Origin of the sequence: Pseudomonas sp. R2-60-08W (assembly GCF_003852335.1) — a bacterium.
Lineage (GTDB): Bacteria > Pseudomonadota > Gammaproteobacteria > Pseudomonadales > Pseudomonadaceae > Aquipseudomonas.
Genome location: NZ_CP027731.1, coordinates 3,595,896 through 3,614,790, shown reverse-complemented (window position 1 = coordinate 3,614,790; position 18,895 = coordinate 3,595,896). Strand labels below are relative to the sequence as shown.

Sequence of the window (18,895 nt, the reverse complement as noted above, 5' to 3'; positions counted from 1 at the left end):
AATTGCAACGACATGCCCGAATTTAGCCCGGGATGAGCTACTATTGCAACCTTCTTGAAATTCCCCGGATGGTGGTGCATGTCGTCGAAAGAGCCTGATGTATGGTTCCGTTTTGTCAGGGCCCACAGGACGGTCATCCGTGAAATCGAGCGCCGGTTGGCCGAGGCGCAACTGCCGCCGTATGCCTGGTACGACGCGTTGTGGGGACTGGAGAGCGGTCCTGAGGGCACTCGCCGTATGCATGAACTGGCCGATGTACTGGCCATCGAGCGTTACAACCTCACGCGTCTGGTCGACCGCCTGGAAAAAGACGGCCTGGTGGTGCGCTCGCGTTCCGACGGTGATGGTCGGGCGGCGTTTGCCTCAATCACCGAGGCAGGCCGGACCCTGCGCAAAAAAATGTGGAAGATCTACGAAAGCACTGTGGACGAGCTGTTCCTGTCGCAGATCGAGCCTGAGCATCGCCGGGCCTTTGCCGATGCGCTGGAGCGTACGGCGGGGCTGGCCATGGAGGCGGGTGTACAAACCCGCAGTCGACGCAAAACCTGAGGTGCCGCGTTTCCGCTCATATCAGGCCATAGCGTTGCAGGGCGTCTTTCACTTTTTGTGTGTCCAGATACCCCTCATCGGCCAACGCTTTGAGCGCCAACACCGCAATCCAATACCGGTTCGGTGCGGCTGCCTGCACCGAGCCTGCGCCCAGTGCCACGAAGCGCGTATCCACATGCGCCGCCAACTGATCGACAACCGCCTGCGGGTAGCCGGTGACGGCAACTACCGGGGCGCGGCTCCCCGCCAGGCAGTCGCGCAGATGGCAGCTACGCCTGGGCGCATGCGGATGCAGGCGGTTCCAGCGCTCAGCGGCCGCCGCTTCGCGGGCCAACCGGGTGTAACTGGGGCAACTCCAGACGTGCGCCGCGATTCCCCATTCATCTTCCAGCAACTGCGCCGCGTGTATCACCTCCTCCAGTGCCCGGCCGGCACCGAGCAGGCGCACTGTCGCCCCTGCGCCCGGTCGCCGCACGGAGTACATGCCCTTGACTATGCCTTCACGGTCCAGCGTCTGCGGTGCGATGGCGATTTGCTGATCATGTAACGCCAGGTAATAAAAACCCGGCGTGCCGTCGATATATAACGTGCGCAACCCCGCCAGAACGATCGCCTGTGCTTCTTCGCCCGAGGCGGGGTCGTAGGGCGTGCAGCGTGGATTGGCCGACAGCCACAATGGCAACGACGGCTGCGCGCCCTTCGGCCAAGGCGATGGCTGGGTTTCGCTGGCGTTGCACAAGATGCCGCGCTGGGCGGTCTGGTCTGACAATGCGCACAGCTGCGCGGACGACGTCACGCTGTGCAGGTAGAGCAGCGGTTTTTCGCCGGTGTTGCGCGCAAACCAGGTGGGCCAGCTGCCCACGCGCCGACTGCGTGACTGCCCGCGAATCACCCAGGCTTGGCGGCTCGATTCCAAGGTGTTGGCCATGGTCATGATGGTGTACAGCGGCGAGTTGCGCGTGGATGCGCAGGGGGTGAGTGCGTCGATGCACAATTGCGCAGCGTTCGCGGTAGAGGCGGGCATGGGCGTGGCTCCTGACAACAGAGGGCCTACCCTAATGGAATTCGACTTGTAATTGCAATTGCAATGATTGCAATTGCGCGTCAGCGCTAATCCGCTAAATCTGTCCGCCGCCGACACGTTTAATCTTCGAGTGCAGGAACGTCATGGCACAGACATTTTTTCGTCATGACGGCACTTTAGGCTGATCGTACAGGTCATTAATCGTGCGGCCGCTTTTAACTCAACAAGGAGTCCCCCATGGACGATTACCAGGAAGAACTATTGGAGTACCAGGCATTCGAATTCGACCCGCTGGACCCGGTCGACGATGCCACCGAGCTGTAAGCCCGACTTCAGGCGGAATGCCGCTGACTGCGGCGAAATTCCCCTGGGGTCTGGTTGTTCCAGCGCCTGAAGGCGCGTTGGAAGGCTTGGGCTGAAGCGAAACCGAGCAAGTAGGCGATCTCGCCGAAAGCCAGTTCCGTATCGCGAATGTAGGTCATGGCCAGGTCGCGGCGGGTGTCGTTGAGAATCGCACGGAACTGGGTGCCCTCGTCGGCCAGTTTGCGGCGCAGTGTCCAGGTGGGCAGCTTCAAACGTGCCGCCACTTCTTCCAGGTCGGGTTCCCGGCCGCCATTGAGCATGGGCCCGAGCAACCGGGTAATGCGCTCGCGCAGGCTACGGGTGCGGGTCAGTTGCTCCAGTTCCCGCTCACACAGTTGCAGCAGCAGCTGCCAGGTACTCGGGCAGTGGTGCGGGTTGCGCAGGGCGAGGGTGGGTTGGCTGAGGCGCAGTTGATTGTTCTCGGCACCGAACTGCACCGATGCGGCCCCCAGCACGTCATACCGCTCACTGTACTCGGGAGCTTCGAACTCGATTTCGATGCGCTGGGCCTGCACCCTTTGTTGCGCCAGGCTCGACAGTTGATGCAGCCAGCCGGCGATGATCGAGTCCACCACAAAGCGGTTGTAGGCGTTGTAAGGGCTGATCGAATAGAACCGCAGCCAAGCGCCTTCGGCGTCCTCATGAAAACTCGATTGCCCACGGTAGTTGGAGCCATACAAGGGTTCGAAACGCGTCAGCGTACGCGCGGCTTCGCGCACATTCGGTGCCTGGGCCGCGGTGACACCGGCGAGCCCGGCCTGGCTCAGGCGGCTGAGCTGGCCCATGCGCAGGCCCAGCCCCGCATCGCCGGTCAGTTGGATGGCCGCATGGCCCAGGCGCATATAGCGCGGTATCGACAACCGCGCGCCCGCTTCGGCCAGGCGGGCGGGGTCCAGGCCGTATTGCAGCAGCAGCGGTTGCGGGTCCAAGCCGTGGCTGTGCACGGCATCGGCCAGGGTGTGCACGAAGCCCACCGACAAGTCCCCCAGGCGCACCGGCTTCACGCGGTTACAGCCAGATATTCAGCAGGCGCGCGCCACGGGCATCGCCATCGGCGAACAGTTGCCCGTTGCGGCTGAGGAAGCTTTGCCCGGCGCTGCCCAGGTCCCAGAACTGCCCACGCAAAAACACGCTCATGCCCGCCGTGGCTTGGCTGATCGGTGGCTGGCTGATCAACGTCAGGCGGCGCCAGGCTTCGCCTTCGCTGGTTTCTTCGGGCTTGAGGCTGACTTCCGACGGCGTCGACACGCTCTTGAAGCCGCGCCACGGGCGGTCCCAGGTGTCGCGCCCGGTCACGTAGGCCGGCACTGCAATCAATTGGGCGCCTTGATCGTTGAGCTTGCGGTAGTTATCCGGGTACCAGCTGTCGCTGCCGATCAGGATGCCCAGACGCCCGGCCGGGGTGTCGACCACGCTGACGATGTTTTCATCGCCCGGCTCGATAAAGCCGCGTTCGTCGTAGATTGGATACAGCTGACGTTGCGGCTGGCCCAGGGGCAAACCGTCGGCGGCAAACACCAGACTGACGTTGTACAGCGCGCCGTGGCCGACCTGCAGTTGCCCCAGGCTGACACTCGGGTTGGGCAGGGCGATGGAGCCGGCCACCAGGGTCACGCCGAACTCCTTGGCCAGGCCGCCAAACAGCACTTGGTAATCGCGCGCCATGCCCGGCGCTTTCATGCGCAAATACGCATCGTCCATGCGGTTCTCGCCGGTGGCGCTGATCCAGGCGCGCATGAACTGCACCGGGTTGCTGACTGACAACCAGTTCATCGCGTCCCTGAGATGAGGCGCCTGGTACAGCTCGTTTTTCTCGCCGCCCAGCATCAGCCAGGTGCCGATGTGCTCGGGCAGCACCACGATGGTCTTGTCGTTGATCAAGCCCAGCTCACGGGCCTTTTGCAGATAGGCCGAGAGCTTCAAGTGCAAGCGTTCCAGGCTCTGGTAGTCGGCAGGGAACAGCTCCGGCTGGATGCCCAGCAGGTTGCCACGCTCGGCCGGCTGGCCTTCGTTGACGGCGAGGGTGATGCGCAGGTCTGACAGGTAATGCCCCACGGGGCGCTCCTGGGTCCAGACCAGATACGCGGCAAGGGCGGCAACCAGGGCCATGGAGACGGTGAACACGAGTAATTTACGCATGGGGCAACAGACAACACACCGGGGGCAGGGTTCGCGACTAGGGTAGGGCCCATGGCCTGGCTTGCCAAGGGGTGCTGTGCATTTGGATCAATAACTTGTCAGTTTCAGTCATTGAGCGGTAGGTGATCGCCTCTTAGTCTGTGGGACATAAACCGATGGAGTGCCATTCGAGCTCTCCACGTCCCGTGATGATCCGTTGTGGAGCTGTACCATGACCGCTGCTGCCTACCCGCATTTGCTGGCCCCGTTGGACCTGGGTTTTACCACCCTGCGCAACCGCACTCTGATGGGCTCCATGCACACTGGCCTGGAAGAAAAGTCCGGCGGTTTCGAGCGCATGGCGGCTTACTTCGCCGAGCGCGCCCGTGGCGGCGTCGGCCTGATGGTGACTGGCGGCATCGGCCCGAACGATGAAGGCGGCGTGTATGCCGGTGCGGCCAAGCTGACCACCGACGAAGAGGCGCAAAAACACAAGATCGTCACCCGAGCCGTGCACGACGCCGGTGGCAAGATCTGCATGCAGATTCTGCATGCCGGGCGTTATGCCTACAGCCCTAAGCAAGTGGCGCCGAGCGCGATCCAGGCGCCGATCAACCCGTTCAAGCCCAAGGAGCTGGACGAGGAGGGCATCGAGAAGCAGATCCGGGATTTCGTCACCTGCTCGCGGCTGGCCCAGGTCGCCGAGTACGACGGCGTGGAAATCATGGGTTCTGAAGGCTACTTCATTAACCAGTTCCTCGCCGCCCACACGAACCACCGCACCGACCGTTGGGGCGGCAGCTTTGAAAACCGCATGCGCCTGGCCGTGGAAATCGTGCGCCGGGTGCGTGAAGCGGTAGGCCCGAATTTCATCATTATCTTCCGCCTGTCGATGCTCGACCTGGTCGAGGGCGGCAGCGTCTGGGACGAAGTCGTGCAACTGGCCAAGGCCATCGAGCAGGCCGGCGCGACCCTGATCAACACCGGCATCGGCTGGCATGAAGCGCGCATTCCGACCATCGCCACCAAGGTGCCGCGCGGGGCGTTCAGCAAGGTCACTGCCAAATTGCGCGGGGCAGTACAGATCCCGTTGATCACCACCAACCGCATCAACACCCCCGAAGTCGCCGAGCAGATCCTCGCCGAAGGCGACGCCGACATGGTCTCCATGGCGCGGCCGTTCCTCGCCGACCCGGAGTTCGTCAACAAGGCCGCGGCCGGGCGCGCCGACGAGATCAACACCTGCATCGGCTGCAACCAGGCGTGCCTGGACCACACCTTCGGCGGCAAGCTGACCACTTGCCTGGTCAACCCGCGGGCGTGCTATGAAACCGAGCTTAATTACCTGCCGGTCAAGCAGATCAAGAAAATCGCGGTAGTCGGCGCCGGCCCCGCCGGCCTGGCGGCGGCAACGGTGGCCGCCGAGCGCGGCCACCAGGTGACGCTGTTCGATTCCGCCAGCGAGATCGGCGGCCAGTTCAACATCGCCAAGCGTGTGCCGGGCAAGGAAGAGTTCTTCGAAACCCTGCGTTACTTCAAGCGCAAATTGCAGACCACCCATGTCGAGCTGTGCCTCGACACCCGTGTCGACGTGGCGCAACTGGTGGCGGGCGGTTATGACGAGGTGATCCTGGCCACCGGTATCGCGCCGCGTACCCCGGCGATCCCCGGTGTGGAGCACGCCAAGGTGCTGAGTTACCTGGATGTGATCCTCGAGCGCAAGCCGGTGGGCAAGCGTGTGGCGGTGATCGGCGCTGGCGGCATCGGGTTCGACGTGTCGGAATTCCTGGTGCATCAGGGCGTGTCTACCAGCCTGGACCGTGAAGCGTTCTGGAAAGAGTGGGGCATCGACACCCTGCTTGAGGCCCGTGGCGGCGTGGCCGGGATCAAGCCCGAGCGGCATGCACCGGCGCGTGAGGTATTCCTGCTGCAACGCAAGGCGTCCAAGGTCGGCGACGGCCTGGGCAAGACCACCGGATGGATCCACCGCACCGGCTTGAAAAACAAACAGGTGCAGATGCTCAACAGCGTCGAATACCTGAAGATCGATGATGAAGGCCTGCACATCCGCATCGGCGCCGAGGGCGAGCCCCAGGTGCTGGTGGTGGACAACATCGTCATCTGCGCCGGCCAGGACCCGCTGCGCGAACTGCACGACGGCCTGGTCGCCGCCGGGCAGCACGTGCACCTGATTGGCGGTGCCGATGTGGCGGCCGAACTGGACGCCAAGCGCGCCATCAACCAGGGCTCGCGTCTCGCCGCCGAGCTTTGAAGCACAGTAGCTGTGAAGAACAGGAGCGGTGGTAGACTGCCGCTCTTTTTCAGGCAGATGCGCCCTCATGGGTCCTTTCGACTGGCTCCCCCATGCTCCTCTTGAACCCGTGCAACTGGACTGGCTGCAGGGCGTCGAGTTGGCTGTACTGCGCCTGGACCGTATCGACCCGCTGATCAGCGGCAACAAATGGTTCAAGCTCAGCGGCCACCTGGCCCAGGCGCAACAGGCCGGCGTCAGCGGCATCATCAGCCTCGGCGGGGCGTACTCCAACCATCTGCATGCACTGGCGGCGGCGGGCAAGCGCTTTGGCTTCGCCACTGTCGGCCTGCTGCGCGGCCATCCCCAAGACACCCCCACAGTGATCGACCTGAAAGCCTTCGGCATGCACCTGCATTGGCTGGGCTATGGCGGTTATCGCGAGCGGCATGCGCCGGGGTTCTGGCTGCCTTGGCATGAGCAGTATCCGCATTTGTACCCGGTGCCCGAAGGCGGTGGCGGATTGACCGGAGCGTTGGGTTGCGCGGTATTGCTCGAACAGGCGCGGGCGCAATTGGCGAACCTGGGCTGGGCCGACTACGACGCCTGGTGGCTGGCGGCCGGCACTGGCACCACCCTGGCCGGCCTGGCGTTGGCCGAGGCGGGCGCGCATGCGGTGTACGGAGCGATGGCGGTGCCGGATGATCACGGCGTGGCGCAGAACGTCAATGCCATCGTGCAGCACGGCTACCACTTGCTTGACGCCAGCCGTGGCGGCTTTGCCCGCGTCGACCCGCTACTGCTCGAATTCATCGACAGCACGCAACAGGCGTGTGGCATACCCCTGGAGCCGCTCTACACCGGCAAGGCGCTGCTGGCGCTGAAGCAGCAGATCGACGCCGGACGTTTTGCGGCCGGCACTCGGTTGATCTTCGTTCACACCGGCGGCTTGCAAGGCCGCCGAGGCTTCAACGCCTAGCTCAGCGACTGCTTCGGCCCGGCATCATGCGCAGTGCCGTGTTATCGCGCAGCACATAATGATGAAAGATCCCCGCCAGCGCATGCAGCCCGATCAGCCAATAGCCGGCCTTGCCGAACCACACATGCCAGCCTTCGATCTGCTTGGCCAATGCCTTGTTCTCGCCAATCAGCGGCGGCAATTCCATCCCATAGAACATCACCGAATGGCCCTCGGCACTGACGATCAGCCAACCGGCAATCGGCATGCCGATCATCAGGGCGTACAGCGCAGCGTGCGTCAGGGTGGCCAGCAGGCTCTGCCATTGCGGCGGCTGCGGCAGTATTTTCGGTGCAACGCCCAGGCTGCGCGCAAACAGGCGCAACCACACCAGCACGAACACAGTGAGGCCAAGCATGAAGTGCATTTCCACAATCAGCGTGCGTGCGCCGCTGCCTTTGGGGAACTGCCCGCGCAGTTCAATGCAGGCGTAAACCACCGCCAGCAGCACCACCATCAACCAGTGCAACGCAATCGACATGGTGCTGTAGCGTGTATCGGAATTTTTCCACGGCATTACTGGGTTCCTCACTTGTCAGGGCATGCCTCCGTTCTTTGACGGAGTAGGGTAACTGTATGCCTGTTTCAAGCGCTTCGCCCGTTGCGAATGCGGTTGCCTTGACCTCGGTCAGTCGCTTTGTGGCATTTCACCACGCGCCAGGCGCGCGTTGATATCGGCGATCACCTGGGGCAGCTCGGTAATGGTGTCCACGCTGTAGTGCGGGCGTGAGCCTTCGAACAGCGCTTCGATACGCTGGCGCTCGCTGGCCAATGTGGCACTGTCCAAGCCCCGGAATTGCTCGTAGGTCAGGCCCAGGGCGTTGCCGGAGCAGGTCAGCGCCACGGTCCACATGCCTGCGCGGCGGCCTTCCAGTATGCCCGGCACGGTGTCGTCGACCTTCACGCACGCCGCCACATCGTCAATACCCAGCGCGATCACATTGGCCAGGGCCTGGGCGGGCCACGGGCGGCCGTTGGGGACTTCGTCGGTGGCGACCACGTGGTCGGCGACATAGCCGTTGCTGGCGGCCAGGGCGACCACTTTGTCCATCACTTGCCTGGGGTAGCCGGAGCAGGAACCGATCCGGATGCCCTGCGCGCGCAGCCCGGCGAGGGTATCGAGGGCGCCGGGAATCAGCGCCGAGTGTTCGGCGATTTTCTCGATCTGCAGCGGCATGAAACGCTGGTAAATGGCCGTTACGTCGTCGTCGGTGGGCGTGCGACCGAACGCCTGGCGGTAGCGCTCGGCAACCTGCGGCTGGTTGCACAGCGTGCGGATGTGGTCCCACTTGCCCATGCCCATCGGGCCACGGGCTTCTTCGATGGAAACCTGTACGCCGAACTCGGCGAAGGCTTCGACGAAAATCTGCGTGGGCGCAAACGAGCCGAAGTCGACCACGGTGCCGGCCCAGTCGAGGATGACGGCCTTGAGGGTGGTGGGATTTTGATAGTTCATGGTGCAGATCCTGTCGGTAAAGGGGAAATCAGATGTCCTGCACGTCCATGTCTTGCAGCACTTGGGCAATGGCGTTGACGGCGGCCTGCATGCCTGTCGCATCGACCTGGCCGATGCAGCCCACGCGGAAGGTCTCGACCTGGGTCAATTTGCCCGGATACAGGAGGAAACCCTTGGCCTTGACCCGTTCGTAGAATTCCGTGAACTGGTAGCGCGGGTCCTTCGGCGCGTGGAAGGTGACGATGATCGGTGCCTGGATCGCCGCTGGCAGGAAGCTGCGCAGGTGCAGTTGGGCCATGCCGTCCAGCAGTGTCTGGCAGTTAGTGGCGTAGCGTTGGTAGCGGGCGCTCAGGCCGCCTTCTTCGTGGTATTGCAGCAGCGCTTCGTGCAGGGCAGCGACCACGTGGGTGGGCGGGGTGAAGCGCCATTGGCCGGTTTGGGCCATGTAGTGATGCTGGTCGAACAGGTCCATCGCCAGGGAGTGACAGTTGCCTCGAGCGGCGGCCAGCGCGGTTTTTTCGACGAAGACAAACCCCATGCCCGGCACGCCTTCCAGGCATTTGCCGGAGGCGGCAATGAGCGCGTCGAACGGCACTTCGCGCGCATCGATCGGCAATGCACCGAAGGAGCTCATGGCGTCGATGATCAGGCGCTTGCCGTGGCGTTTGACCACCTCGGCGATCTGCGCCAGCGGGTTGAGGATGCCGGTGCTGGTTTCGCAGTGGATCAGCGCGACATGGGTGATGGCGGCGTCGGCGTGCAGCAGGCGGTCCACATCGGCGGCGGTGGTGGGTGCGTCCTCCAGGGTTTCAAAGGTGCTGAATGCATGGCCAAGCACTTCACAGATCTTCGCCAGACGCTTGCCGTAGGCGCCATTGACCAGCACCAGCACCTTGCCAGTGCGCGGCACCAGGGTGCCGATGGCGGCTTCAACGGCGAAGGTGCCACTGCCTTGCAACGGCACGCAATGATGACGCTCGGCACCCTGGATGATCGCCAGCAATTGCTCGCAAACGCTGGCGGTGAGTTGGTTGAAACGCTCATCCCATGAACCCCAGTCCACCATCATCGCCTGACGGGTGCGGTGTGACGTGGTCAGGGGGCCTGGGGTCAGCAGGATCGGCGCGGCAGTGCGCATCTTGGCTCCTCGTAAAACAACGGGTCGACTCTACGGCGCCTAAATTGCAGTTTGGCTTGTCATCAATCAAATTGTTTGTTGTTATGCGAGCTATCAGTGAGGCCGATAGCCATGAACCTGTTTCAACTGCGCGCATTCGATGCCGTGGCCCGCGAGGGCAGTTTTACCCGGGCGGCGGCCCGGCTGTTCATCAGCCAGCCGGCGGTGACTGGGCATATCAAGGCCCTGGAAGAGCACTACCAGATTCCCTTGCTGCGTCGCACCGCGCGGCGAGTGGAGTTGACCGAAGAGGGCGCGCGCCTGGCGGCGATCACCCGCGCGATCTTCGGTCTGGTCGACGAGGCGCAGGCCATGCTTGAAGCCAATCGCCAATTGCTCACCGGGCGCCTGGAAGTGGCGGCGGACGGCCCGCATCTGGTGATGCCGATGATCGCCCGCTTGCGGGCCTGCTATCCGGGGATCACGGTGAACCTGCGCCTGGGCAATGCCCAGGAAACCCTCGCGGCCTTGTTGTCGGAGCATGCAGACGTGGCGGTGCTGACCGAAGTGGAACCGCGCAATGGCCTGCACCTGCACCCCTTGGGCGAGTCGCGTATCTGCACGCTGGTGCCGGCCGCGCATCCGTGGGCGGCGCAGGCCGAGGGCATTGAACTGGCGCAGTTGAACGAGGTGATCATGGTGCTGCGCGAGCCCAGTTCCATCACCCGGCGTACCTTTGATGACGCGTGCCTGGCCGCCCAGGTGCGGCCCAGGGTGCTGCTGGAACTCGACAGCCGGGAAGCGGTGACCGAAGCGGTTGCCGCCGAGTTGGGCGTGGGGGTGGTGTCGTCGATGGAGGTCAGCCAGGACCCGCGCGTACACGCCGTGCCGATCCTCGGCGATGGCCTGCTGAACCGGCACAGTCTCGGCTGCCTGGAGCGGCGCCGGTCGCTGCGCTTGATCCAGGCGTTTTTCGAGTTGGCGCCTTGAGGGTTTTTTGGTGGAACGATGCGTGGCTGCGCTATAAACTCTGCCCCCAAAGCGCCGGCCAGTAGACGTTTCGGCGCCATGGATAGTAGAGAGTGAGTCATGGGCGCACAGTGGAAAGTCAAACATAAAGAAGCGGCAGCCAATGCCAAGGGCAAGATTTTCGGCAAGCTGGTGAAAGAAATCACCATCGCCGCCCGCAACGGTGCGGACACCTCGACCAACGCCCACCTGCGGCTGGTGGTGGAGCAGGCCAAGAAGGCCTCGATGCCCAAGGAAACCCTGGACCGCGCAATCAAGAAGGGCGCCGGTCTGCTCGGTGAAACCGTGCAGTACCACCGCGTGACCTACGAAGGTTTCGCCCCGCACCAGGTGCCGCTGATCGTCGAGTGCGTCACCGACAACATCAACCGCACCGTGGCGGAAATCCGCGTGGCGTTCCGCAAGGGGCAACTGGGCGCTTCCGGCTCGGTGGCCTGGGACTTCAACCACGTCGGCCTGATCGAAGCATCGCCGGACACCCCGGACGCTGACCCGGAAATGGCCGCCATCGAAGCAGGCGCCCAGGATTTCGAAGATGGCGAAGAAGCCGGCACCAGCCTGTTCATCACCGAAACCACCGACCTGGATGCGGTGCAGAAAGCCTTGCCGGAGCAGGGTTTCACCGTGCTGTCGGCCAAGTTGGGCTACATCTCGAAGAACCCGGTGACCGGGTTGAGCGAGGAGCAGATGGCGGAAGTCGAAGCCTTCCTGGAAGGCCTGGACAACCACGATGATGTGCAGGATATGTTCGTCGGCCTGGCGGGTTAAAGCGCGGTAAAAAATATGGGAGGGGGGCTTGCTCCCGATCGCGGTGTATCAGCCACACTATCTGTGTCTGACCCACTGCTATCGGGGGCAAGTCGAATCGTCGCACCGCCCCTCCCACATTGGTTAGTGGTGTTGGAAAGATTGCAACACGGCTTCGATAACTTCGAAGCTCGGGCGCGCCAGCACATCGGGCTGGCAGCAGCGTTTGCGCAGGTCTTCCAGTTCGCCGGGGACCGTCGTATCAACCCGCTCCAGCAACTCCCCCAGCAACACCCCGAACGCGCGCACTTCAATGCGTTGCAACACCCTGGTTTCCAGGGTGTCCGCCGTGGCATGAAACGACGCCGCGCCGAAATCCCCTAATAAACACTCGCCCGCGCTGTTCCACAAAATATTGTGGCCGTACAGATCGCCATGGGTAATGCCGTGCCGGTGCAGGTGCGCCGCCACCGAGGCGATGCCGCGGGCCATGCGCAGCGCCACGTCGAGGCTCAGGCGCAGGCTCGGTTCGTAGATATCCCGGGTGCAGGACGCCAGGCTCGGCAACGCCGCGAGGTTGCGGTAGCTCGGGTCGATCAGGTCCATCACCAACGCGGCCTGATCGCCGGGGTGGTCGACGATGCGCCCTTGCACCCTGATCAGGTTGGGGTGCAGCCCGGCGGCTATGCACGCTTGCATTTCGTGCAGCGGCGAACCGTCGCTGGTGATCGTGCCTTTATACAGTTTGACCGCGACGGGTAACGCGCGGGGCTTCCACAAGGCCTTGCGAATAATCCCCGAGGCGCCTTCGCCGAGTACGTCACCCAGTTCCAGTTCGGCCCAGGGAATATCCGCTGTCTCGTCGTCGCCGGCCACGTTCACGGCCATTTCCACCGGATTGCCGGCATAGGCCAGCCACGTCAGGCTGGCCAGCGTCAGCAGCCAGTGCGGCAGGTGCGTCAGGCGGTTCGACGCGATGCGGATCAGCTCGAGGTTTTCGCATTGGGCCAGGCTGGGCGGCAAGTGCGTCAGTTGGTTGCCGGCCAGCATCAGCTTTTGCAGCAGCGGGCGCTGGCCGAGTTCGTCGGGCAGTTGGCCGATGCAGTTGTCGGTGAGGATCAGCCAGCGCAACTGCGGCGGCAGGGCGGCGGCGGGCACGTGGCGGATCTGGTTGGCCTTGAAGCCGATCATGCTCAGCGCGGCGCACTGGCCCAGGCACGCCGGCAGTTCGGTGAAGGCGTTGTCCGAGCAGAACAGCACGCGCAAGTGCTTGAGGCGGTGCAGGTCGTCGGGCAGGCTGCTCAAGGCGTTGCCCGTGAGGTTGAGGATTTCCAGCGAGTCGGCCAGTTCGAAGATTTCCCGGGGAAATTCGGTCAGCCCGCAGGCCAGGTCCAGGCGTGTCGCACCGGCCAATTGGCCGGCCTTGAGTTGGGCGAGGGTATTGATCAACGGCGCGGTCACTCGGCAAGAGGCGTGAAAAGGCGCTCATGATACCGGGTCGGGCGCCGGTTGCGCGCTGCTCACGTGCAATTGCCCCAAGCGGCTGGCGGTGCGGGCAAGGTCGATGGCCTCGCCACTCAAGGCGTGCTCCAGCGGCTGTTCGCCGATCAGGATCAGCTGTTTGTCGCGGTCGTAGAGCACGTCAATCAGGTTGATGAAGCGTTGCTGCACGGCGATCGGGCAGTCGGCGAGGTGGGGCAGGCCGTCGATGACCCAGTGGTCGTAGTCCTGGCACAGCAGCAGGTAATCCATCACGGCGGTGAGTTGCTCGCACAGGTCGTTGAAGGCGAAGGCGATGCTGCGCGCTTCGCGGCGGCGGCACAGCAACTGCCGGTTGCCGACGGCCAAGGGCAGCGCCGGGCTGTCGACGGCAGGCAGGCCAAGCGCCGCACGTTGCGCCACGCTGCCGGGCCAGACGTACTGGCCAGTGCTGAAGCGCTGCTCGGCATGGGCCTGGGGCAGGCGGCGAAAATCCTCGGGAGCGCTGACTTCCAGCACGTCCATGCGCGCAGCGATCAGATCGATTACCGGCTTGAAGCGTTGGTGGTACAGCGGATTGGGCAGCAGGCCCTCGGGCGCATAGTTGGAGGTCACCAATACCAGCACACCACGCTGGAACAAGGCCTGGAACAAGCGGCTGATGAGCATGGCATCGCCGATATCGTGCACATGGAACTCGTCGAAACACAGCACGCGGCAGCCCGCCAGCAGTTCGTCGAGGGTGACGGCCAGCGCGTCGTTCTGCTCGCGGTGCCGGAACATGCCCCGGTGCAGTTCGGCAAAAAAGTCGTGGAAGTGCACGCGCTGCTTGGCGGTGATCGGCAGCGCCTGGAAAAACCCGTCGAGCAGCCAGCTTTTGCCGCGCCCCACCGGGCCGTGCAGGTACAGGCTGCGCGTGGGTCGGCCGGCGAGCAGGTGCTGGGCCTCGCGGGCCATGGCTGCAATTGTCTGCACCTGGCCGGCGCTGAGGGTGTAGCCCTGTTGCCGGGCCTTGTCGTGGAAAAACGCCGCAACAGGCGAGGCGCGCGAAATGCGATGGGTGCTGCCCAGCAGGCGGCGGATCAGGGAAAGCACGGCCAATACAGCTCACTCGTTATTGCGTTGGTCGCTTACTTTAGGGCGCTTGATGCGATTTGACCAATAGAGAAGGCGGTGCATAGCCGCCCCGGACATGGGCCCCTAGAACCTGATTTGCGGCGCAGCGGCCTGATCCACCGGGCTGACCATCGCATAGTTGTACCCGCCGCCCGACCAGTAGTCGGCCTGCAAGCCGTCGGCGCTGCGACTGCCACGGGGCAGAAAGCCGTTGTTCGGGCCTGGCGGACGAATGTAGAAGCTGATGCGCCGTCCTTGCGCGTCTTCGTACAACACCATGGCTGCCGCGCCTTGGTCGGTGGTGAGCAGGCGCCCGCTGACCGGGGTGAACCCCGCCTGGCTCAAGTCGGGCAAGCGATGGGCCTGGTTGAAATAGCGGTCGAGCCAGGCTTGCATCGTGGTGCGGTCCTGGGCGCTGTAGTCGGCGGGCATGATGCCGTCCTGGGCAAACAGGCGATACGCCTGCATGGCATCGGCCATCGGCAGCAGCGCTGGTTGGGCGACATCGCGGGCGTGCCAGCCGCCAATCCCGCCGAGGCTGACGGCAATCAGCAGCAGCGCCGCCGTGGCGAGGTGGCGGCGGGACTGGCGCTTGATGCGCTGGCGAATCAGTGCCGGGTCCAGTGCCGGGTTGCCCGGCTGTTGCAGGGCACCGCTTAAAGAGGCGCGCAATAATTGCGCATCCTGTTGCCAGGCATGCACTTGGGCAGCCACGTCGGGGTGGCTCGCCAGCCAGGTTTCAAGTGCCCGGCGATCACTGTCGAGCAATTGGTGATCGACATAGGCGTGTAAGTCGCGTTCGCTGGGGGGCAGGCTGATCATTTGAGTATCCGCAGGGAAGGGCTGGCAATTTCGCCATCGCTGAGTTGACGCAGGGCCTGGCGGGCGCGGGACAGGCGCGACATCACCGTACCGATGGGCACGTTGAGTATTTCGGCGACTTCCTTGTAGCTCAAGCCTTCGACCGACACCCACAGCAGCAGGGCGCGTTGCTCGGTAGTGAGCTGGTCGAAGGCTTGCAGGGTGAATTGGGCCATTACCGTACGTTCCACCGAGGGCTGCGCATCATCGCGGCCGGTGAAGAATTCGAGCATGCGTGCGTAGCGGCGGCTGCGCCGGTGGGCGTCGAGGAACTGCCGGTAGAGGATCGAAAACAGCCACGCACGCAGGTCGCCTTCGATGCGTTTGTCGGCCCACGCGATGATCGCCCGTTCCAGGGTGGCCTGCACCAGGTCGTCGGCGCTGCTGGCGTTACGGGTCAGGGACACGGCAAAGCGCCGCAGCCTGGGGATGAGTTCACGTAACTGTTCGTCGAGTTCATGCATGGGTTGAGTCTACTCAGTTGTGCTGGGTAGACGCGCGTGCGCGTAAGTTATTCCTTATTCGATCGAAAGATTTTTTAGCCATTCGAGTGGGATCAGTCTTTTTGAATGGTGGTTCTGTAATCCCAGGTGTTGCGCTCCATCCACCCTTGTACCTGTCGGCACTGAGCCGGCAGCCAAACAATGAGGGTGTGTTCATGACGTTGTCACCTATGGATAAACGCTTTCTCTCTGGCGCGGCACTGACCCACCTGGCTGCCTCAGAGCGAATCCTGTTCGAACAATGGGGGTGTGGTCCGTCGGTCCAACCTGCCTATTCCAATGTGCACCACGCGATCGAAGCGCAGGCGCGGCGGGCGCCCCAGGCAACGGCGGCGATCTGCGCGGGGCAGCGCATCAGTTATGAGCAGCTCAACCGCCAAGCCAACCGATTGGCGGTGCACCTGCTTGAACGGGGAGTCAAGCGCGGCGACACGGTGGGCTTGTTCGTCGAGCGTTCGATTGCGATGCTGGTGGGGTTGCTGGCGGTGTTGAAGGTGGGGGCCGCGTATGTCCCGCAGGACGCCAGAATCGTGCCCACCCTGCAATTGGGCCAGGTGCTGGAAGCGTTGAGCAGCCCGTTGGTGCTGACCTTGTCGAACCTGCTCGAACGCCTGCCGGCTGATGCGGTCCCGCGCAGTCTGTGCCTGGACACGTTCCTTGCGCAAATGCCCTGGGTCGCCGAAGAAAGCGAGCAGGTGGGCGCCCTGGCTGAACCCGATGACCTGTGTTTCGTGCTGTTTACGTCCGGCACCACCGGACGCCCCAACGGTGTGTGTGTCAGCCATCGCAACGTGTGCAACATCTTGCTGACTTCGCCCGGGCAGATGGGCATGGCCCCCGGCATTACCGTAGGGCAGGTTCTTAACATCGGCTTTGATATGGCAGCCTGGGAAATACTCGGTTGCCTGGCCCATGGGGCGACCTTGCTGATTCGTGGCAAGGACATTGCGCAGACAGCCGCGCAGTGCAACGTCTTGATTGCGACACCGTCGATACTGGCCACCCTTGATCCATTGCAGTGCCCAGACCTGAGCGTGGTCGCGGTGGCCGGAGAGCCTTGTGCTCAGGCCCTGGCCGAGCGTTGGGCCGAGCACTCTACCTTCCACAACGGTTGCGGGCCGACCGAGACCACGATCGTCAACACATTGCACCGCCACGTGCCAGGCACGCTGTTGACCATTGGTCGGCCGACGCCCAATAACACGGTGTATGTGCTCGACGATCAGGGGCGCGCCTGCGCTTTAGGCGAGACCGGAGAGATGTGGGCCGGCGGCGCGGGGGTGAGTGCGGGCTACCTGAACAACGCAGTGTTGACCCAGGAACGATACCGCCCGGACCCGTTTCTGGGGGGCGATGCTGTGATGTTCCGCACGCGGGACCTGGGGCGCTGGACCGCCGACGGCCAACTCGAACACCTGGGCCGCGTCGATGACCAAGTCAAAGTTCGCGGGTTTCGCGTGGAGCTGGACGCGGTAACCGCAGCCCTGGAGGCCGGCACCGGGTGCACGCGGGGGGTCACGTTGAAAGTGGACGACCGCACCCTGGTCGCCTTTGTCTCGCCGGCCAGTGCCGACACGCAGGACTGCCTATCCGAGTGTCACCGGCGCCTGGCCTACTACTGCGTGCCGAAGTTCATCTACGCGCTGGAGGCGTTTCCCATGACCGCCAGGGGCAAGATCGACAAGGCCGCTTTGCTGCGACTGGCCGAGGACTATCAGGCAGCGACGTGGGCGGGCGCCACCACGGAGCCTGGCCATGACTGAAGTATCGACCCGCGCCGTTTTGCCACCCAAGCCGGCACTATGGCGGCGCTTGAGGTCACTACCTGTGTTTTCTTACTACAACCGCCTGGCGGCATTGGTGCTGATGGGGAACGCCGCCGTGCTGCTGGCCGTTGACCTGCTGGCGATCACGCCAGCGATGCTGTCGGACCTGGTGCTGATCAATCTGTCGGTTGCCATTCTGATACGCCAGCAATACGTGATCAATGCGCTGTTCTGGCTGGCCACGCGGGTTCCGCTGTGTTGGCCGCTGTGGGTGCGCCGCCGAGCGGCCAAAGTGTTCCATTTCGGAGGGCTGCACAGCGGCGCGGCGCTGGCGGCCACTGCCTGGTTTGCAGCGTTGGTGTGTGTCCAGATGTCGAGCTTTGTGCAACAACCGGGCAGCGTGTCGTCGACAGGGTTGTGGCTCAGCGTCGCGCTGTTCAGCCTGTTGCTGCTCATGGTGGTTATGGCGCTCCCGCCGATTCGCAGTCGTTTTCACAACGGTTTCGAACGGGTTCATCGCTTTGCCGGTTGGAGTGCGTTGCTGTTGTTCTGGTGGCAAACAGTGCTGATGGCAACGCAAGCCTCATCGGACCTGCTGCACAGTGGCGCGTTCTGGATGCTGGTACTGCTGACAGTGAGCATTCTGCTGCCATGGTTGCGGTTGCGCAAAGTGGCCGTTGAACATGCGCGGCCTTCCGGGCATGCGGTGGTAACGCGCCTTGGCCACACCACGCCGTTCGCCGGTTCGTCCACGGCAATCAGCCGCAATCCGCTGCTTGAGTGGCATTCCTTTGCGAACATTCCAGCGCCGGGCGAGGCGGGCTTTCGCCTGATCATCTCCCGCGCCGGGGATTGGACCGGACGGTTTATCGAGGATTTGCCCAGCCATGTCTGGGTAAAGGGCATCACCACCGCCGGCGTGGCCAATGTGGAAACCTTGTTCAAATCGGTGGTGTACATCGCCACCGGCAGTGGCATTGGCCCGGTCATGCCGCACTTGCTGGCCGCGCAGGTGCCGATTCACTTGATCTGGTCCACCCGCAGTCCGAGGAAAACCTACGGTGATGAATTGGTCGACGAAATTCTGCGCGTCCAGCCCACCGCGTTGATCTGGGACACCGATAAACAAGGGAAGCCCGACCTGGTGCAGTTGGCCTACGGCGCGGTGCGCACCTTTGACGCCGAAGCCGTGATCTGCATTGCCAACCAGGCGCTGACTCAACGCGTGGTGCAAGCGCTCGAAGCCCATGCAATACCCGCCTATGGCGCAATCTGGGACTCGTGAAACAGCGGTGTCGCAAATAATATCAATCTGTCGAGGTGCTTATGAATGTAGTGCTGGAGCGTCACCCCGGATCAGCAGGAGGGCATGCAAGCCTTCCTCAATAAACGACCTGCATTGTTCAACCAGCGTTAGCAGGACGTTTGGCCTGCACGTGCGTTTGCCATGAAAAAAACTACAGTAGAGGGGGAATAAACCTACATGGGATTCGTCTCA

General features: G+C 63.3%; 17 protein-coding genes. 7 read left to right on the top strand and 10 right to left on the bottom strand.

Annotated elements, in window-relative coordinates; all coding sequences use genetic code 11:
- Positions 1-78: 78 nt before the first annotated feature.
- On the top strand, positions 79-549 hold the full coding sequence (locus C4J90_RS16370) for a MarR family winged helix-turn-helix transcriptional regulator (protein ID WP_124363377.1): 471 nt from the start codon (positions 79-81) through the stop codon (positions 547-549).
- Between the two features lie 16 nt (positions 550-565).
- Here the strand turns inward: C4J90_RS16370 and C4J90_RS16365 are convergent, their stop codons facing one another.
- The 3 genes from C4J90_RS16365 to C4J90_RS16355 all read right to left on the bottom strand — a co-directional run bounded on the left by C4J90_RS16365 (position 566) and on the right by C4J90_RS16355 (position 4,075).
- A complete protein-coding gene (locus C4J90_RS16365) occupies positions 566-1,573 on the bottom strand; it encodes a pyruvate dehydrogenase (protein ID WP_124420332.1) in 1,008 nt (335 codons plus the stop codon).
- Between the two features lie 332 nt (positions 1,574-1,905).
- Positions 1,906-2,940 carry an AraC family transcriptional regulator gene (locus C4J90_RS16360; RefSeq protein ID WP_124420331.1) on the bottom strand — a complete coding sequence of 345 codons (1,035 nt, stop codon included), beginning with the start codon at positions 2,938-2,940 and terminating at the stop codon, positions 1,906-1,908.
- 4 nt (positions 2,941-2,944) lie between these two features.
- Positions 2,945-4,075: a carbon-nitrogen hydrolase family protein gene (locus tag C4J90_RS16355; RefSeq protein WP_124407601.1), complete on the bottom strand. Its 1,131-nt coding sequence runs from the start codon at positions 4,073-4,075 to the stop codon at positions 2,945-2,947.
- Positions 4,076-4,286: 211 nt separating this feature from the next.
- Here C4J90_RS16355 and C4J90_RS16350 point away from each other — a divergent pair, with 211 nt between their 5' ends.
- On the top strand, positions 4,287-6,326 hold the full coding sequence (locus tag C4J90_RS16350) for an NADPH-dependent 2,4-dienoyl-CoA reductase (protein ID WP_124420330.1): 2,040 nt from the start codon (positions 4,287-4,289) through the stop codon (positions 6,324-6,326).
- Between the two features lie 67 nt (positions 6,327-6,393).
- Positions 6,394-7,284 (top strand): 1-aminocyclopropane-1-carboxylate deaminase/D-cysteine desulfhydrase, encoded by an 891-nt coding sequence (locus C4J90_RS16345; protein ID WP_124420329.1) that lies wholly within the window; start codon positions 6,394-6,396, stop codon positions 7,282-7,284.
- Between the two features lies 1 nt (position 7,285).
- Here the strand turns inward: C4J90_RS16345 and C4J90_RS16340 are convergent, their stop codons facing one another.
- The 3 genes from C4J90_RS16340 to C4J90_RS16330 all read right to left on the bottom strand — a co-directional run bounded on the left by C4J90_RS16340 (position 7,286) and on the right by C4J90_RS16330 (position 9,917).
- Positions 7,286-7,840 (bottom strand): cytochrome b, encoded by a 555-nt coding sequence (locus tag C4J90_RS16340; RefSeq protein WP_124415029.1) that lies wholly within the window; start codon positions 7,838-7,840, stop codon positions 7,286-7,288.
- 111 nt (positions 7,841-7,951) lie between these two features.
- Positions 7,952-8,779: a phosphonoacetaldehyde hydrolase gene (gene phnX, locus C4J90_RS16335; RefSeq protein ID WP_124420328.1), complete on the bottom strand. Its 828-nt coding sequence runs from the start codon at positions 8,777-8,779 to the stop codon at positions 7,952-7,954.
- Between the two features lie 28 nt (positions 8,780-8,807).
- On the bottom strand, positions 8,808-9,917 hold the full coding sequence (locus tag C4J90_RS16330; RefSeq protein ID WP_124420327.1) for a 2-aminoethylphosphonate--pyruvate transaminase: 1,110 nt from the start codon (positions 9,915-9,917) through the stop codon (positions 8,808-8,810).
- 111 nt (positions 9,918-10,028) lie between these two features.
- On the opposite strand from C4J90_RS16330, the gene C4J90_RS16325 reads away from it, so the two are divergent.
- Positions 10,029-10,886 (top strand): LysR substrate-binding domain-containing protein, encoded by an 858-nt coding sequence (locus tag C4J90_RS16325; protein ID WP_124420326.1) that lies wholly within the window; start codon positions 10,029-10,031, stop codon positions 10,884-10,886.
- A 99-nt stretch (positions 10,887-10,985) separates the two neighbouring features.
- A complete protein-coding gene (locus tag C4J90_RS16320; protein ID WP_124367488.1) occupies positions 10,986-11,693 on the top strand; it encodes a YebC/PmpR family DNA-binding transcriptional regulator in 708 nt (235 codons plus the stop codon).
- Positions 11,694-11,816: 123 nt separating this feature from the next.
- Here the strand turns inward: C4J90_RS16320 and C4J90_RS16315 are convergent, their stop codons facing one another.
- From C4J90_RS16315 to C4J90_RS16300, 4 genes are all read right to left on the bottom strand, one after another.
- Positions 11,817-13,118, bottom strand: coding sequence for a protein kinase (locus tag C4J90_RS16315; RefSeq protein WP_124421227.1), 1,302 nt, complete (start codon positions 13,116-13,118; stop codon positions 11,817-11,819).
- Positions 13,119-13,157: 39 nt separating this feature from the next.
- Positions 13,158-14,252: a cell division protein ZapE gene (gene zapE, locus C4J90_RS16310; RefSeq protein ID WP_124420325.1), complete on the bottom strand. Its 1,095-nt coding sequence runs from the start codon at positions 14,250-14,252 to the stop codon at positions 13,158-13,160.
- Between the two features lie 99 nt (positions 14,253-14,351).
- Positions 14,352-15,089 carry an anti-sigma factor gene (locus tag C4J90_RS16305; RefSeq protein ID WP_124415024.1) on the bottom strand — a complete coding sequence of 246 codons (738 nt, stop codon included), beginning with the start codon at positions 15,087-15,089 and terminating at the stop codon, positions 14,352-14,354.
- On the bottom strand, positions 15,086-15,592 hold the full coding sequence (locus C4J90_RS16300; RefSeq protein ID WP_124363364.1) for an RNA polymerase sigma factor: 507 nt from the start codon (positions 15,590-15,592) through the stop codon (positions 15,086-15,088). Before C4J90_RS16300 ends, C4J90_RS16305 begins: the two co-directional genes overlap by 4 nt.
- Before the next feature lie 194 nt (positions 15,593-15,786).
- On the opposite strand from C4J90_RS16300, the gene C4J90_RS16295 reads away from it, so the two are divergent.
- Positions 15,787-17,394, top strand: coding sequence for an amino acid adenylation domain-containing protein (locus C4J90_RS16295; RefSeq protein WP_124420324.1), 1,608 nt, complete (start codon positions 15,787-15,789; stop codon positions 17,392-17,394).
- Positions 17,387-18,682, top strand: a complete 1,296-nt coding sequence (locus C4J90_RS16290; RefSeq protein WP_124415022.1) for a hypothetical protein — start codon at positions 17,387-17,389, stop codon at positions 18,680-18,682. The genes C4J90_RS16295 and C4J90_RS16290 overlap by 8 nt, the downstream gene beginning before the upstream one ends.
- Positions 18,683-18,895: the final 213 nt, after the last annotated feature.

Coding starts and splice junctions, on each gene's coding strand:
- C4J90_RS16370 (WP_124363377.1), top strand. CDS start 79: ATGTCGTCGAAAGAGCCTGATGTATGGTTCCGTTTTGTCAGGGCCCAC.
- C4J90_RS16365 (WP_124420332.1), bottom strand. CDS start 1,573: ATGCCCGCCTCTACCGCGAACGCTGCGCAATTGTGCATCGACGCACTC.
- C4J90_RS16355 (WP_124407601.1), bottom strand. CDS start 4,075: ATGCGTAAATTACTCGTGTTCACCGTCTCCATGGCCCTGGTTGCCGCC.
- C4J90_RS16350 (WP_124420330.1), top strand. CDS start 4,287: ATGACCGCTGCTGCCTACCCGCATTTGCTGGCCCCGTTGGACCTGGGT.
- C4J90_RS16345 (WP_124420329.1), top strand. CDS start 6,394: ATGGGTCCTTTCGACTGGCTCCCCCATGCTCCTCTTGAACCCGTGCAA.
- C4J90_RS16340 (WP_124415029.1), bottom strand. CDS start 7,840: ATGCCGTGGAAAAATTCCGATACACGCTACAGCACCATGTCGATTGCG.
- phnX (WP_124420328.1), bottom strand. CDS start 8,779: ATGAACTATCAAAATCCCACCACCCTCAAGGCCGTCATCCTCGACTGG.
- C4J90_RS16330 (WP_124420327.1), bottom strand. CDS start 9,917: ATGCGCACTGCCGCGCCGATCCTGCTGACCCCAGGCCCCCTGACCACG.
- C4J90_RS16325 (WP_124420326.1), top strand. CDS start 10,029: ATGAACCTGTTTCAACTGCGCGCATTCGATGCCGTGGCCCGCGAGGGC.
- C4J90_RS16320 (WP_124367488.1), top strand. CDS start 10,986: ATGGGCGCACAGTGGAAAGTCAAACATAAAGAAGCGGCAGCCAATGCC.
- C4J90_RS16305 (WP_124415024.1), bottom strand. CDS start 15,089: ATGATCAGCCTGCCCCCCAGCGAACGCGACTTACACGCCTATGTCGAT.
- C4J90_RS16300 (WP_124363364.1), bottom strand. CDS start 15,592: ATGCATGAACTCGACGAACAGTTACGTGAACTCATCCCCAGGCTGCGG.
- C4J90_RS16295 (WP_124420324.1), top strand. CDS start 15,787: ATGACGTTGTCACCTATGGATAAACGCTTTCTCTCTGGCGCGGCACTG.
- C4J90_RS16290 (WP_124415022.1), top strand. CDS start 17,387: ATGACTGAAGTATCGACCCGCGCCGTTTTGCCACCCAAGCCGGCACTA.